General features: G+C 44.9%; 13 protein-coding genes. 5 read left to right on the plus strand and 8 right to left on the minus strand.

Annotated features, from left to right (window positions below; all coding sequences use genetic code 11):
* Positions 1 to 83 precede the first annotated feature (83 nt).
* From ORJ00_RS16515 to ORJ00_RS16525, 3 genes are all read left to right on the plus strand, one after another.
* Positions 84 to 2,084, plus strand: a complete 2,001-nt coding sequence (locus ORJ00_RS16515) for a putative bifunctional diguanylate cyclase/phosphodiesterase (RefSeq protein WP_306136602.1) — start codon at positions 84 to 86, stop codon at positions 2,082 to 2,084.
* A gap of 55 nt (positions 2,085 to 2,139) precedes the next feature.
* Positions 2,140 to 2,664: a phosphatase PAP2 family protein gene (locus tag ORJ00_RS16520; protein WP_305975156.1), complete on the plus strand. Its 525-nt coding sequence runs from the start codon at positions 2,140 to 2,142 to the stop codon at positions 2,662 to 2,664.
* 81 nt (positions 2,665 to 2,745) lie between these two features.
* Positions 2,746 to 4,605 carry a methyl-accepting chemotaxis protein gene (locus tag ORJ00_RS16525; protein ID WP_306140375.1) on the plus strand — a complete coding sequence of 620 codons (1,860 nt, stop codon included), beginning with the start codon at positions 2,746 to 2,748 and terminating at the stop codon, positions 4,603 to 4,605.
* Positions 4,606 to 4,623: 18 nt separating this feature from the next.
* Here the strand turns inward: ORJ00_RS16525 and ORJ00_RS16530 are convergent, their stop codons facing one another.
* The 5 genes from ORJ00_RS16530 to priA form a co-directional block, all read right to left on the minus strand.
* Positions 4,624 to 5,025 carry a gamma-butyrobetaine hydroxylase family protein gene (locus ORJ00_RS16530; RefSeq protein WP_051219743.1) on the minus strand — a complete coding sequence of 134 codons (402 nt, stop codon included), beginning with the start codon at positions 5,023 to 5,025 and terminating at the stop codon, positions 4,624 to 4,626.
* Positions 5,026 to 5,027: 2 nt separating this feature from the next.
* The gene (gene hslU / locus ORJ00_RS16535; RefSeq protein ID WP_027670295.1) at positions 5,028 to 6,362 is read right to left on the minus strand and encodes an ATP-dependent protease ATPase subunit HslU; all 1,335 of its coding nucleotides are present in this window, start codon (positions 6,360 to 6,362) and stop codon (positions 5,028 to 5,030) included.
* Between the two features lie 11 nt (positions 6,363 to 6,373).
* On the minus strand, positions 6,374 to 6,892 hold the full coding sequence (gene hslV, locus ORJ00_RS16540) for an ATP-dependent protease subunit HslV (protein ID WP_027670296.1): 519 nt from the start codon (positions 6,890 to 6,892) through the stop codon (positions 6,374 to 6,376).
* A 60-nt stretch (positions 6,893 to 6,952) separates the two neighbouring features.
* Positions 6,953 to 7,519 (minus strand): SPOR domain-containing protein, encoded by a 567-nt coding sequence (locus ORJ00_RS16545; protein WP_027670297.1) that lies wholly within the window; start codon positions 7,517 to 7,519, stop codon positions 6,953 to 6,955.
* An 88-nt stretch (positions 7,520 to 7,607) separates the two neighbouring features.
* A complete protein-coding gene (gene priA, locus ORJ00_RS16550; protein WP_027670298.1) occupies positions 7,608 to 9,782 on the minus strand; it encodes a primosomal protein N' in 2,175 nt (724 codons plus the stop codon).
* Positions 9,783 to 9,987: 205 nt separating this feature from the next.
* Here priA and rpmE point away from each other — a divergent pair, with 205 nt between their 5' ends.
* Together rpmE and ORJ00_RS16560 are read left to right on the plus strand one after the other, a co-directional pair.
* Positions 9,988 to 10,200, plus strand: a complete 213-nt coding sequence (gene rpmE / locus ORJ00_RS16555) for a 50S ribosomal protein L31 (protein WP_027670299.1) — start codon at positions 9,988 to 9,990, stop codon at positions 10,198 to 10,200.
* A gap of 533 nt (positions 10,201 to 10,733) precedes the next feature.
* Positions 10,734 to 11,972 (plus strand): malic enzyme-like NAD(P)-binding protein, encoded by a 1,239-nt coding sequence (locus ORJ00_RS16560; RefSeq protein WP_027670300.1) that lies wholly within the window; start codon positions 10,734 to 10,736, stop codon positions 11,970 to 11,972.
* A 61-nt stretch (positions 11,973 to 12,033) separates the two neighbouring features.
* Here the strand turns inward: ORJ00_RS16560 and ORJ00_RS16565 are convergent, their stop codons facing one another.
* From ORJ00_RS16565 to ORJ00_RS16575, 3 genes are all read right to left on the minus strand, one after another.
* The gene (locus ORJ00_RS16565; protein WP_027670301.1) at positions 12,034 to 13,653 is read right to left on the minus strand and encodes a methyl-accepting chemotaxis protein; all 1,620 of its coding nucleotides are present in this window, start codon (positions 13,651 to 13,653) and stop codon (positions 12,034 to 12,036) included.
* Positions 13,654 to 13,806: 153 nt separating this feature from the next.
* Complete coding sequence (gene ppa / locus ORJ00_RS16570; RefSeq protein WP_027670302.1) at positions 13,807 to 14,334, minus strand: inorganic diphosphatase; 528 nt, start codon at positions 14,332 to 14,334, stop codon at positions 13,807 to 13,809.
* An 87-nt stretch (positions 14,335 to 14,421) separates the two neighbouring features.
* Complete coding sequence (locus ORJ00_RS16575) at positions 14,422 to 15,390, minus strand: class 1 fructose-bisphosphatase (protein ID WP_305975163.1); 969 nt, start codon at positions 15,388 to 15,390, stop codon at positions 14,422 to 14,424.
* Between the last annotated feature and the right edge of the window lie 55 nt (positions 15,391 to 15,445).

Here is a 15,445-nt window from a genome sequence, read left to right on the forward strand (position 1 = left end):
CCAATTCAGGCTGTCGGCGTATTGTCTGTGTACTGATTTATTTGTTAAGGTGTGGAGATAACTATTACTAGCCGGTGATCTGCGTGGCAGCTGAAATCTTTGCCCGATTGACAATTTTTCTCACCGAATTGGGTGTTGCCATACTGGTTAGCTACCTGCTTTGGAATTTAAGTCGAATTTATCAACAAGATTTTATTCGCTCATGGTTTTTAGCATTTGTTGCTTTTGTTTTTTATCAAAGCATGATTTTGATGCAATTGGTGTTTAGTTTTCATCCCGCGCTTCGGGATATATTTCAATTCTTCATCATCGTGAGCAGTTACAGTTTTGCTAGTTTTTTAGTTCGCGGCATGTTGCAAACCCGTAGTGGTGAAGCGCATATACTGACCGATTGGACAGCACGCAAGTTGTTGTGTTTTATCTGCGGCGTGGCGGCCTTGAGCGTTTTACCCTTTAGCATCGTAGCGGCTTTGGAAAGCTGGCAGCAATACTTCCAATGGCAGTTCCGGCTCCTGTTAATGGGCATACTCTTACTAACCGCTGCTGTAAGTTTATTGCAGCGTTTGGATAAAAGTCTTGGACAACGACTTGCTGCAGTAGCTATATCGCTTTGGGGTTTATTATACGTTGGTTACGCGATTCTACAGTTGGTTAATGCTCAGCAGATGCAAGATATCCAAGTCGCCTTGGTTTATAAAAGTGTCGAGCTAGTATTGCTCTGCAGCGTAGGACTTGCACTGCTAATTTGGTTACATGAACATGAGCGGACTGCAAACTTACAGCTAACTGAAAAAACACGTTATTTAAATCGATATGATCAGTTAACCGGCGCGTTGAATCGTGATGCGTTTTTAGTGCAGCTGCAAGAACGTTTGCAAATTGCATCAGAAAAACCATTGCATGTACTTATGCTTGGTTTGGACAAGTTTAAAACTATCAATGAGTCTGTCGGGTTAAAGCAGGGGGATATCTTGCTACGGCAGCTCAACAAAAGATTTGAAGGCAGTATTTTAAAGCCCGCACTTATCGCTCGAACAGGGGGGGATATTTTTGCACTGGCATTGAACGACATAAACAGTGAAACACAGCTTCAGTTTGCCTTACGTCATTTACAACAACTGGTACAGAAAAGTTTTGAATTAGCAGGTGAGCAACTCCAGCTAAGCTGCACTATTGGCATATCCAGTGCGCCTGAGGACGCTGTCAGTGCGGAAAGCTTATTACAAAAAGCCAATATCGCCTTTCATCAGGCAAAACGTCTGCAAAGTCAAAACCTGGCATATCGTGCCGGTATGGAAGATGAAACTGCGCGTTTAATCAGTTGGGAAAGTGAACTGTTAGCCGCTATGCAAAAAAATGAGTTTGTGTTGTATTTTCAGCCACAGATTAATTTGCGATCAAATCAGCTGGATGCGTTTGAAGTATTGGTAAGGTGGCAGCATCCACAAAAAGGATTTCTGATGCCGGGGCAGTTCTTGTCTTTTGTTGAGCAACTGGGATTTAGTCGTCAACTTGACTTTTGGATCTTGCAGCGGGCAATACAAACTATCAGCGAATGGCGGCAGCTTGGATTGCACGTGCCCCTTGCGGTGAATATGTCGCCGCTACATTTTCAACAAGATGGCTTAAAGCAGAAAATACAAGAACTTTTGATGCAGTATAAAGTGTCGCCAGAGTTGTTAGAGCTGGAAATTACTGAAAATACCGCCATGCATGATATGGAAAAAGGCTCCAACCATGTAATGGAGCTCCAGCAGATGGGGATCCGGGTGTCGATAGATGATTTTGGTACCGGTTATTCTTCTCTAGCTTATTTACGCCGCATGCCGATAGACAAAATCAAAATTGATCGCAGTTTTGTTATGGACATGGCAGGAAATGATTCCGACATGATGATCGTAAAAACCATGATCAAACTAGCGCATGGTTTGGGCAAGCGCATACTTGCAGAGGGTGTCGAAACGAGTATTCAATTAGATCTTTTGAAATCAATGTCATGCGATGCTGTGCAAGGTTATCATTTCTCAAAACCACTAACTGAGTCAGATGCTATCATATATTGCAAGCGGCAGTTGTCATCATAGTTTCATAAAGCCAAGCTAGCCTCTATCTAGAGAATGCAGCTTGCGAGGCTGACTTGTGTTGCTAAAACGAATTGAACAATGGGATCATGCATATTTTTGCCGACTGTTTAATCGCAGTTCTTCCCAAGCGGTTTTGAGCGCTAGCTATTGGCTGTCAAAAACTGCCGACGGGCCACTGTATTTGCTACTTGCAGTGACCTTAGTCTATCTTGAAGTGACAGGCTGCCATCAGTTTGTTCAGTTGTTGCTCTGCGGTTTTGCTATAGAACTTCCACTTTATATTTTACTGAAAAACGGTATAAAACGGGCGCGGCCAGCTGATGTTTTAACCACAACCGTTGATGCCTACATTGTGCCATCAGATCAATTTAGCCTGCCCTCGGGGCACACCGCTGGTGCTTTTGTATTTGCAACAGCTGTCGTATTGTATTTTCCGGCACTACTGCCTTTAGTTCTTGGTTGGGCATTGTGTATTGGTTTGTCTCGTATTTTTCTCGGTGTGCATTTTCCGCTTGATATTGTTGCTGGAGCCATTTTGGGTGCAGTAAGTTGCATTACGGCCTATTTTTTACAAGGATGATCCTAAGTGCATAACTTTCGTATGCTTTATTATTCAGCTGGTCTATCATTTGAGTAGTTGTTCATAAAAGTGGTGGTATTGATGAGTGTATTGAGGCAATTCTCGATTAAGCAGCGTTTATTTGTTAATGGTGGTGCCCTTGTGGTTGCCATGGGTATCATGCTTTGGATCTTGTTCTATCAAAGCGCGCAGTTGACCAGTTTAGCCCGAACACAGCAACTTGTAGAGCAAATTAGTACCGATGTGTTGATGTTTCGACGACACGAGAAAGATTTTATGGCGCGCACCGAACTTAAGTATCAGCAGCGCCTTAATGATCATTTTGACACCATGCAACAGCATGTTTCTGAATTGAATGAATTGCTGCAACGCCATGCAATCGAGCAACAGCCCCTTAATACGTTTTCTGAACTTACCGCGACTTATAAACAACGGTTTAACCAACTGGTGACGCTACAGCAGACTATTGGACTTGACCCTCAGTCTGGTGTTCTTGGCACGCTTCGCAATACCGTACAACAATTGGAAGATAGATTGGACGTACTTCAGCAAGACAGTCTAACGATATCATTATTACAACTAAGACGAGCAGAGAAAGACTTTTTATTACGCAAAGATATGGTTTATGTTGAACGGTTTGACAATATTTATGCGCAGTTTTCTCAGCAAATAGGCACAGATAGTACGAGTAAAAACTTGGCTGAAAGCTACGAGCAGAGTTTCCGGACTTTAGTAAAGGCAATGCAACAAATTGGTTTGAGCGAATCTGAGGCGGCAACGGGTGAGATGCGTGTGGCAATTCAAAGTACGGAGAGCAGTCTTAAAGTGTTGCAGCAAAAAACCGGCGAGGCGATTAGCGCTTCTGTTAGTGCAACACAACGGCTTGCTTTAATTATTTTTTCCGTAGTGTTATTTAGTGTATTGCTATTGGTAGCGCTAACCAGCCGTAGTATTTTAGCCCCGTTGACGGATGTATGTCGCGCTATTGGTCTTATTCGCAATAATAATGATTTTCGCCTGCGCGTTGCAGTTGCAGGCAATGATGAAATGACAGCTTTAGCAACAGATTTCAATGCGATGCTAACAGATTTTCAGGATCTGATTAAAACGGTGAACCAGGCTCTTGAAATGTTGGATGTGGCAACGAATGAGTTAGCGCGTTCTACAGCCGACACCAGCAGAGGGATGCAAGAGCAACAGAATGAGACCGACATGGTTGCTACTGCCGTGACCGAGATGGGCGCGACAATTAATGAGATTGCCGGCAACACAGAGATGACGGCAGCAAAAGCAGATTCAACCAACCAAAATGCGCAATCTGGCCGAGGCGAGGTTCAACAAACGGTGCAACGCATTAATGCGTTATCAGAACGCTTGCAGGATGCGACCAATGTAGTAGCAGAATTGGAGCAAGACAGTAAAACTATTGGCTCAGTGCTTGATGTTATACGTGGCATTGCAGAGCAAACCAATTTACTGGCATTGAATGCGGCTATTGAAGCTGCGCGCGCTGGAGAGCAAGGGCGAGGTTTTGCCGTCGTTGCCGATGAAGTGCGAAACTTAGCGATGCGCACCCAGGAGTCAACACGGCAAATAGAAGCGATAGTTAACGGCTTACAAGGACGAACCAGTAATATTGTGCAGGTTATACAAGGATGTCGTCAGGATGGGAAAGACAGCGCAACGCAGGCGAATGTGGCAATGCAGTTGCTAACTGAAATTACTCAGGACGTCAGTAATATTATGGATATGACCACACAAATAGCCGCGGCAATTGAAGAGCAAAGTCATGTTGCGGCCGAGGTGAATAGAAACGTGGTGAAAATTCGTGATTTGTCAGATGAGTCCTACGGACATGCTAAGCACAATGCGTCGATTAGTGAAGAAGTGGCGCAGCAAGCCGCATTACTGCATCAGTCTGTTGATCGGTTTCAAGCCTAGATATTTTAACACCGTACTTTAAGGTTTTACCCGAACCGCGATAAGACTATCGCGGTTTGCATTTGCGGCGGCTAATTTATCCAGATATTGCTGCCAAAGTGCCTCTTTATGTTGGGACAGTTGATGCAGATAAAGCCAACTGTATATTCCACTATCGTGGCCATCATCGAACACCAATTTTATTGCATAGTGGCCAACAGGTAGTATTTTGCTGATCGCTACCTGTTTTTTATTGCTCACTAGTTTGGCACTACCATGGCTACGTACTTCAGCAGATGGCGAGAGCACACGCAATAACTCTGCACTAAAGCATGCCATAACGCCGTCACTAAAAATAACGTCAAGTTCACGGCGTTTTTGGTGATAGTGCAGCTTAGTAACGATCACTGAGTTATCTTGTTGCGTGCTGTTGTTTTTCATCGTTATAGAATAAACCGACTTAGGTCGTCATCTTTAACCAATGCGCCCAAATGCTCTTCAACATAGGCTGCATTGACTTCAATGTGCTCACCCGCGTGGTCGGCTGCATCATATGAAATTTCTTCCAGCAAGCGCTCCATCACGGTGTATAGGCGGCGTGCACCAATATTTTCTGTTGTCTCATTGACTTGCCAGGCTGCAGCGGCAAGGCTTTTGATGCCATCATCGCTAAAGCTTAGTTTCACACCTTCTGTCGCCAGCATAGCAATTGATTGCTCCGTTAATGAAGCTCTTGGCTCAGTTAAAATACGCTCAAAATCTGCCGCACTTAAGGCTTCTAGTTCAACCCTTATTGGTAGACGGCCTTGTAGCTCCGGCACCAAGTCAGATGGCTTACACATTTGGAAGGCGCCAGAGGCAATAAACAGAATATGATCTGTTTTAACCATACCATGTTTAGTGTTTACTGTGCAGCCTTCAATGAGTGGCAGTAAATCTCGCTGTACACCCTCACGAGATACATCGGGGCCACTGGTTTCGCCGCGCTTACAAATTTTGTCAATTTCATCCAGAAACACAATACCATTTTGCTCTACGGCCTCAAGTGCTTGAGTTTTAAGCTCTTCAGGGTTTACTAACTTGGCGGCCTCTTCTTCTATTAACTGTTTTAGCGCGTCTTTAATTTTTAGCTTACGCTTTTTCTTTTTTTCGCTACCCAAGCTTTGAAACATGCTTTGAAGCTGCGATGTCATTTCTTCCATGCCTGGGGGGGCCATAATTTCTACGCCGATGTTTGGTTGAGCTAAGTCGAGCTCAATTTCCTTTTCATCTAACTGGCCTTCTCGTAGTTTTTTGCGAAACACTTGGCGCGTGTTACTGTCTGTTGCTGGTTTATTATCCGTTTCGCCCCAGACTTCTTTGGCCGGAGGCAGCAATACATCTAAGATACGCTCTTCTGCGGCTTCTTCAGCGCGAAAGCGATTTTTCTCTATGGCCTGCTCGCGAAACATTTTTACTGCACTGTCTGCCAGATCCCGAATAATGCTTTCCACTTCTTTACCGACATAACCCACTTCTGTGAACTTAGTCGCTTCTACTTTAATAAATGGTGCATTGGCGAGTTTGGCGAGGCGGCGGGCAATTTCAGTTTTACCAACGCCGGTAGGCCCTATCATCAGAATGTTTTTCGGTGTGACTTCCTGGCGCAGCGCTGCATCCAGCTGCATCCTGCGCCAGCGATTACGCAGGGCAATGGCGACTGCACGTTTTGCTTTATTCTGGCCAATAATATGTCGGTCGAGTTCGTGCACAATTTCTCTTGGGGTCATGTCAGACATAGGATTCCTACTTATAGTTCTTCAATGGTCTGATGGTGATTGGTGTAAACACAGATATCACCGGCAATGGTCAGACTTTTTTCGACAATATCGCGTGCACTAAGCTCAGTGTTGTTTAGCAACGCAGTGGCGGCAGCTTGAGCATATGGGCCACCACTACCGATGGCGATTAAATCTTGCTCTGGTTGCACTACATCGCCATTCCCCGTAATGATTAATGAGGTGTGTGCATCGGCAACAGCGAGTAGGGCTTCCAGTTTGCGTAGCATGCGATCGGTGCGCCAGTCTTTCGCTAATTCAACTGCAGCGCGCATTAAATGGCCCTGATGCATTTCAAGTTTGGCTTCAAAACGTTCAAAGAGGGTAAAAGCATCGGCAGTGCCACCGGCAAAACCTGCGATAACCTTGTTGTTATAGAGGCGACGTACTTTACGTGCGTTGCCCTTCATTACCGTGTTACCGAGTGAAACCTGGCCATCACCACCGATAGCGACATGGCCATCGCGGCGAACAGAAACAATAGTAGTCATGAAAATAAGCCCCATGGCGTGATCAACTTAGGGCATAAGTGTGGCTGCTTTATTGATATTTCAAGACCAGTTCCAGATTTGGCACGTATTAATGCTTTGCTGGCGCAGCCGGTTACGATCTGCAGTGGCTTGACGTTTTGATTCATAAGGTCCCAGTACCACGCGAAACCAAACACCATTGCTGCCGTCTGTGCGACGGATTTGTGATGCAAAGCCGGCAAAAGCGATCTGTGCTTTCATTCTTTCAGCCTGCTGTTGCTCTCTGAAAGAGCCACATTGCATCTGGTAAGGTCCGCCTGATACTTGCTCGGTAACTTCAACCTTTATCTCTTTGTTCTCGAGTTCTTTAATATATTGATAAGGCTCTTCCGTTGGTTTGGCTGGTAATTCATCCTGAGGTTTAGTAATTTTCGGCGCGGGTTTTTCTACTATCGTTGTTGATGCAGGCTGTTGATTTAAAAACCATAAAAAATAAATGAAGCCACAAATTAGCACCATGGTGATAGCTAAAATAAACCAAGGTAAGCGTGGCTTTTGTGCAGTGGCTTTAGTATTTCTGCGAGCGGGGCGCTTGTTAGCCGGTTTGGCCTTAGGCCGGCTGGCTTTTACATAGTCTTTTTGCGACATAAAACGGCTGGTACTCTTACTTCAACATTGCGCGTTATTCTACAAGGTTAAATGAAAAAAGAAACAAAACGCGCTCGCACAGCTTGGATCAAGTTAGGTCTGTGGGATCTACGTCGAGCTGCCACTTTACTTTTCGGCTAAGCGGCCAGCGTGCAAGGTTACTCAACAAATTGTCCAGTGCCAGATGCATGCGCCCGCGGGCTGCACTGTACAGTTGAAGCTGCCAACGGTATTTACCCGCCCGACGCTCTAATGGTGCTGGTATAGGTCCAAGTAATTGCAATTCAGGAAATTGTTTTGCGCATTCGGCTAACTGTTGCAGCCACTGTTGACAATGATCGGCCTGATGTGCTTCGACACTGAATAATGCCAAATGCTGAAACGGCGGGAGTCGGGTTTGCTCACGCTCAACAAGGGCACTACGAGCGAAAGAAGCATAGCCATTTTGAATGATATCTTGCAGTAGTGCATGCTCTGGGTAGTGTGTTTGTAGTAGCACTGTGCCACCAGTATTACCTCGGCCCGCCCTTCCGGCAACCTGCGTAAGTAACTGTGCCAGCTGCTCAGGTGCGCGAAAGTCACTGCTATAGAGAGCGCCATCTACATCGACAATCACCACCAAGGTTACATTCGGAAAATGATGCCCTTTTGCTAACATTTGGGTGCCGACAATCAATCTGGCTCCAGGCTGATGAATATCTTCCAAGGCTTGATTTAGCGCGCCTTTACGTCTTGTGCTGTCTCGGTCAAGTCGGGTAATAGCTGTATCTGGAAATAACTGTTGCAGGTTTTCTTCTAATTGCTCTGTGCCCTGGCCTAACGGCTTAAGTTGTGTGCTACCACAGCCTCCACACTGGCGCGGAATGGCTTTACTGGCTCCACAATGGTGACAAACCAATTGCCGGCTCTGCTTATGATAGGTTGTAAAAGCGCTACAGCGATGGCATTCCGTTAACCAGCCGCATTCCTGACAGCTAAGCGCTGGCGCGAAGCCTCGTCGATTAAGAAACAACATCACCTGTAGGCCAAGATTAAGTTGTTGTTTTATTTGATTCAGAGTCTGGCTAGCCAAGCCAAATTGCAGTACTTGCTGTTTTAAGTCTACGAGTTCAAATTTTGGCAGGGCCTGGCCTGCTGCACGGTCTGGCAAGGGTAGGTGAATGAAGCGTTTGCTCAACGCATTGTGTAAACTTTCTAAGCTTGGTGTCGCAGTGCCAAGTAATATAGGGCAGTGCTGCAGCGCGGCACGTTTTATCGCTAAATCTCGGGCATGGTAGCGAAAACCGTCTTGCTGTTTTAGTGATTGATCATGTTCTTCATCGATGATAATTAAACCCAGTTGCCAAAAGGGTAAAAATAACGCTGAACGGGTGCCTATAATTATCGCTGCAGCGCCTGTTTTGGCTTGCAACCAGCAATGTAATCGCTCGCTATCAGTAAGGGCAGAGTGCCAGCAGAGCACAGGTACATCAAAGCGGGCCTGAAACCTTGCCAGGGTTTGTGGGGTTAGCCCAATCTCCGGAACTATAACCAGTACTTGTTGTTGTTTAAGCAATAAGCTGGCAATACATTGTAAATACACTTCAGTTTTACCTGACCCGGTAACCCCTTCGAGTAAGAGGCGTTCAAACCGACCGTATGCCTGATGCACCGCTGTCACTGCCAATGCTTGAGCTGCAGTTAATTTAAGTCCACTAGGTGCTTTTAAAGGTGCAATGAAGGGTATTGGCGGTACGATGATTTCTTCTGCTATTTGTTTATCTAGCAATTGTTTTAATGTGCTGCGGCTGTGTTGCTGTAACACTACCGATTCGGTAAGCTGATGTTGCTGTAAAGCTTGCCAAAGCGCTTGCTGTTTGACCGAACGTTTTAACGCACTGGCATCAAGCTGTTTACCGCTGCGGGTGAGTTGATAAGCTTTAGGTTGATAGTCGCTTAGATCCCGGCCTTCACGTAATAACGCAGGCAGGGCACTTATCAGTACCTCTCCAAGCGGATGGTGGTAGTAATCTGCAGCGAAGCTTAATAGCTGACACAACAATGGCGGCAATGCGGCGTCAATATCCAGAAGTTTAATTACGGTTTTAAGTTTTGTTTCGTCAAAGCCATCTTCCGGTGCTATTTGCCAGATAATACCAACTAGTTTGCGATTACCAAAAGGGACCAGTACGCGACAGCCCACATGAGGCGACAGCTCTGTACTGATAATGTAATCAAAATGTTTTCTTAGCGGCACCGGCAGGGCCACGCGTACTACCGTCACAGCAGGTTCCCATTAAAAAGCAGCTATCAAGTGTAAGGACAGCCCGGTTAAATGCCAAGTAAAACAAAATTTATCCTGCAACGGCTTCAAGTATTGCAACTTAAGCGGCTATCAATTAAGCTACGCGCCCTAATTTAACTGTAATTACGTATGGTGTCTGGCAACTAATTTGACCAGATAGCGATACGGCCTAACGAGGTAAGCCATGAAACCAGGTATTCACCCAGAATATAAAGAAATTACTGCAACCTGTACTTGCGGTAATGCATTCAAAACTAAATCTGCACTGTGCAAAGACATCCACTTGGATGTGTGCTCTGCATGTCACCCGTTTTATACTGGTAAGCAGAAAGTGTTAGACGTAGGCGGCCGTGTAGACCGTTTCAAAAAACGTTTCTCTGTACTGGGCAATCGTTAAGCGGTTCCAGCATAGCCAAACGAAAAAAAGCACCGCAAGGTGCTTTTTTTATACCTGTCTATCAAGTTGGGTGTTTTTTGAGCAAATAATCAATATTACGCAAAAAAATATATTAAAAATCGTGTATTTAGCTGTTATGCAACTAACTTTATCACTAAATAGACGGCTATACGCCTATTTTTCAAGTAGTTAGTTCAAAGCGGGTACCGGTAAAAATTTATAATTACGCAATTATATCGCGTTTCTATCTGCATGATTTGGCACCGTTTTACCATGAATATGCAAAGCGAATAGTTATGTTTCTAAAATTTGTACAAACGGCCATTTCAAGGGGTTGGCGATCACCACGTAACTTGCTATAAACACCTTGATTACGACTAAGGTGGTATTGCAGAGTAGCGTTTTTTACGCTGGTACGATCAGACCGATTCCGGTTCTCTTCAAGCAAACGGATCTTTAGAATAGGCCACCCTCAAGCGTAATATCATAACTATAACGTTGCGCGACCTACAACAAACGGCAGGATAGAACAGATGTCAGATTTCAAAGAACAAGCATTGCATTACCACGCTTACCCTAAGCCAGGTAAAATCAGTATTGAAATTAGCAAGCCTGCTGAAACTGTAACTGATTTAGCATTGGCATATAGCCCTGGTGTTGCTGAGCCAGTACGGGAAATTGCGGCTGATGTTGATAATGTTTATAAGTACACCGCTAAAGGAAATTTAGTTGCAGTAATTACTAATGGTACGGCAATACTGGGTTTGGGGAATTTAGGGCCTATGGCATCTAAACCCGTTATGGAAGGTAAGGCGTTATTATTTAAGCGATTTGCAAATCTAGACTCTATTGATATTGAAGTTTCTCACCGCACGACAGAGGAGTTTATCAATACGGTTGCTAATATTGCCGACACTTTTGGCGGTATTAATCTGGAAGATATCAAAGCACCTGAGTGCTTTGAGATAGAAAAAGAACTGATTAAGCGTTGTAAAATCCCAGTGTTTCATGATGATCAACATGGTACTGCTATTGTTACTGCAGCAGGCATGCTAAACGCACTTGAAATCCAGGGTAAAGACATTAAAAGTGCCATTATTGTTTGTATGGGAGCAGGAGCAGCGGCGATAGCCTGTATGGAGCTCTTAATTAAATGTGGCGCCCAGCGTGAGCACATTTATATGCTAGATACTAAGGGCGTTATCCATACCCGCCGCAACGATTTAAATCAGTACAAGTTGTTGTTTGCCAATAATACCGATAAACGCACACTAGAGGACGCGTTGTCAGGCGCGGATGTTTTTGTCGGTGTATCTGGGCCAGATGTATTACCTCCGCAAGCGCTAAAACTGATGGCTGAAAAGCCGGTTATATTTGCCTGCTCGAATCCAGATCCTGAAATTAAGCCAGAGCTGGCCCATGCCGTACGCAATGATATTATTATGGCGACCGGCCGTTCAGATTACCCGAACCAGGTTAATAATGTTTTGTGTTTCCCGTTTATTTTCCGTGGTGCGCTGGATGTACGTGCCAGTGTGATTAACGATGAAATGAAGTTAGCGGCGGTAAACGCCATTCGTAGTATTGCTAAAGAGCCGGTACCACAGGAAGTGCTAACTGCAGCTAAAGTCAGTGAGCTGAGTTTTGGTAAAACCTATATTATCCCCAAACCTATGGATCCCAGGCTATTACCGCGGGTTGCTAAAGCGGTAGCCGAGGCCGCTGTTGCCTCGGGTGTTGCACGCATAGCGTTGCCGGATAATTATTACTAATTTTTTGCTCATTATGGATAAAAAAGCCGGTTTAAAACCGGCTTTTTTCACTGCACTATTATTAAACGCGGAATAGGCGGGTAATATTTTCTAAATTTTGTGCCAGTGACGCGAGCTCGCTACTGGCTTTAGCAATATTGTTAGCACTTTCGGAGCTGTGCTCGGTGTTGGTATATATTTCGTCTACGTGATGGACAATATTACTCGCCATTTTTTGCTGATCATCTGTAGCATCTGCAATCTGCTGATTCATTAAGCGAATTTGAGTAATGCTTTTGGTGATCATTTGCAACGCATCACCAGCCTGATTTGCTGACTGCACACTATTATCGGCTTGAGCGGTACTTTGCTGCATTTTCTGCACCGCGAGACGCGCGGCAGTTTGCAGTTGTTCAATTGTACGCTGAATTTCCTCAGTTGATTTTTGTGTGCGAGATGCCAAAGTACGAACTTCGTCAGCTACAACAGCAAATCCTCGTCCTTGTTCACCGGCTCTGGCTGCTTCAATCGCGGCATTCAGTGCCAGCAGATTTGTTTGTTCAGCAATACCTTTAATTACGCTAAGTACTGTGCCAACCTGATTCGCATCTTTTTCAAGCTGCATAATAACGTCGGATGCGTCTTGCACATTACCGGCTAACTGCTGAATATTTTGTACTGTAGAGATTACAGTTTGCTGGCCTTGGCCTGCCGCTTCGCTTGATTGAGTGGCTGCAGCGGCAGCTTCGTTTGCACTGTTAACTTCTGCCACCACGCTGGCACTCATGTCGTCAACGGCATGTTTAGCCTGATTTGCCGCATTACGTTGCTGGGCTATGGTTTTATTGGTGTCGTCAGTGAGCTCGCGTAAATCCTTTGCTAAAGCAGACAGCGGCACTGCCGTATTAATGATGTCTTTAACAACGTGCTGAAGCTTTTGCATAAAGGTGTTGAACCAGTGAGCTAAGTCACCTAACTCGTCCTTATTGTCGCTGTGAATTCGCGCGGTTAAATCACCGTCTTCTTTGGCTAAACTCTGCAGTGAGCTAATCATACTACCTAAGCTACTCTGAATGCCCCTAGCTACTGGAAAAGCGGTACCAAACAGTGCGATAAAGGTGATGGCACCCATAATAACGCCTACCCAGATTAATCTACCCGCTTGCTCACTAGCGTCATCAATGCTGGTCGTAAACTGTTGCAGCCTTTGGTCACGGAATTGTGTCAACAGTTTCTCGGTTGTGTCGTAGTCAGCATTCATTTTCTCTGAGCGCTGCGGCAGCGTACTGTAATCTGCCGTATTGTTGATCATCTCTTGTGAGACTTTATACGCTACCTGGTAGTAAGCGTCGTAGCTTTGGCTAATTTTACTAACGGGAGTTCCGTAATCGTTATTAAGCTTGGCTATGGTGTTAAGACCTTCCGCGAACTGCTTGCCGAAGTTTGCTGCACCAGTCAGTGCTTCCTCATCACCAGTGGTGACAGCACTTGCCAATGAATCTTTTATTCGTTCAAGCAACACTAGCGAGCTTTGCGATGCCTGCAAAACCGGAAACTGCACATCTCGGGTTTGTTCCAGCGTTTTTACGTTATTTAGGGCGGTATTGCTTGCCAAAATAAGGTAGATAACAAAACTTAGTGTACCAATTAATGGTATTAAGTAGATTTTCTTCGCGATAGACAGACGTCGTAACACATCCATACTGCAGGCCTCTGTGATATTGATGGAACATTATTAGAATTTGTTTAAAGTTAGTATAGTGCTTTAATTTCGCAAATGCTTGTTGTTGTTAGAATTGATAGGTAGAAAAAACAAAGCCCGTAATATTCCGGGCTTTGGTCAAATTAGAGTCGATTATTTTTTTGCCCGTTCAAAGGACGTCATGATTTCAGCTTTAGCGGCTGCAGCATCGCCCCAGCCATTTACTTTCACCCATTTACCGGCTTCAAGTTCTTTGTATCGCTCAAAAAAGTGCTGGATTTGCTTTTTCAGCAGCTCATCTACATCACCGATGTCTTGAATATGGTCGTAAAGTTTGGTGAGTTTGCTTACTGGTACGGCGATAACTTTTGCATCTTCGCCTGATTCGTCTGACATAAACAACACACCAACAGGGCGGCATGTTATCACTGCACCAGGAACCAGTGGGTATGGTGTTGGCACCAATACATCAACCGGGTCACCATCAAGCGATAAAGTATGATTAACAAACCCATAATTACATGGATAAAACATAGGTGTGGCCATAAAGCGATCTACCCACACGGTGCCAGTATCTTTATCAACTTCGTATTTAATTGGGTCGGCGTTGGCCGGAATTTCAATAATTACGTTAATTTCTTCTGGCAGGTTTTTACCTGCTGCAACATCGCTTAAGCTCATGGCCTGATCCTTAGGTTTTAATACAAGATTATAAAAATGTTTCGTTAAAATTGGCGCTTATTATAGCGCCAGCGATAAAAATGGCTATTACTTGTGATAGGCAACGCAGCTTTCTACTTCGTGTTTGGAGCCTAATATGACCGCAACGCGCTGGTGTATGTCGGTTGGTACAATATCCATAATGCGTTCGTAACCGGTAGAGCTGACACCTCCAGCCTGTTCTACCAGAAAGCTCATTGGATTGGCTTCATACATTAGTCGCAGTTTGTCAGGCTTGTTGGCATCTTTAGTATCACGTGGGTAAGCAAAAATACCCCCTCGGCATAATACACGGTGCACATCACCCACCATCGCCGCTATCCAGCGCATATTGTAGTTTTTACCGCGCGGGCCTTCTTTGCCTTTAAGCAGATCATCAATATAGGCCTGCATGGCAGGTTGCCAGTAACGCTGGTTAGACATATTAATGGCAAACTCAGCGGTGTATTTGGGAATAGCCGCTTGCTCTTCGGTGAGTAAGAAACCGCCATAGGTTTTATCCAAGGTATATAACCGTGTGCCTTTGCCAGTGGTTAAGGCCAACATGGTCGAGGGGCCGTAAAGAACATAGCCTGCGGCAAGCTGTGCGCTGCCTGGCTGTAAAAACTGACTGGCGTCTTCGGCAGCTTTATCTGCTTGCGCAGGTAGAATTGAGAAAATAGTGCCAATTAAGCTGTTAATGTCGGTATTTGACGAGCCATCTAATGGATCAAAGGTCACCAAATATTTTCCATCAGGGTTACCCGCGACCGTGTCGTCTTCTTCTTCTGAACTAATAGCTTTAACAACGCCGGTATCTAAAATAACTTCTTTTAGCAATTCGTTGGCAATAATATCGAGCTTTTTCTGCGTTTCCCCTTGAATATTTTGTCCAAGGGTAGAACCTAATACCCCAGCGAGTTCACCCTGACTAACCCTAAATGATATCTCACGACAGGCGGCCAATATGGTTTTAATCAGTGAAATCAGGTCACTATCGACTCCGTCCTGTTGCAGTACTGGCGATATGCGGCGCATGTAGTAGGTTCCTTATGGGTAATTATATTATTTGGACAGTAAAGGCTTGGCTATT

This window comes from Rheinheimera baltica, from assembly GCF_030731985.1.
GTDB classification, from domain to species: domain Bacteria; phylum Pseudomonadota; class Gammaproteobacteria; order Enterobacterales; family Alteromonadaceae; genus Alishewanella; species Alishewanella baltica.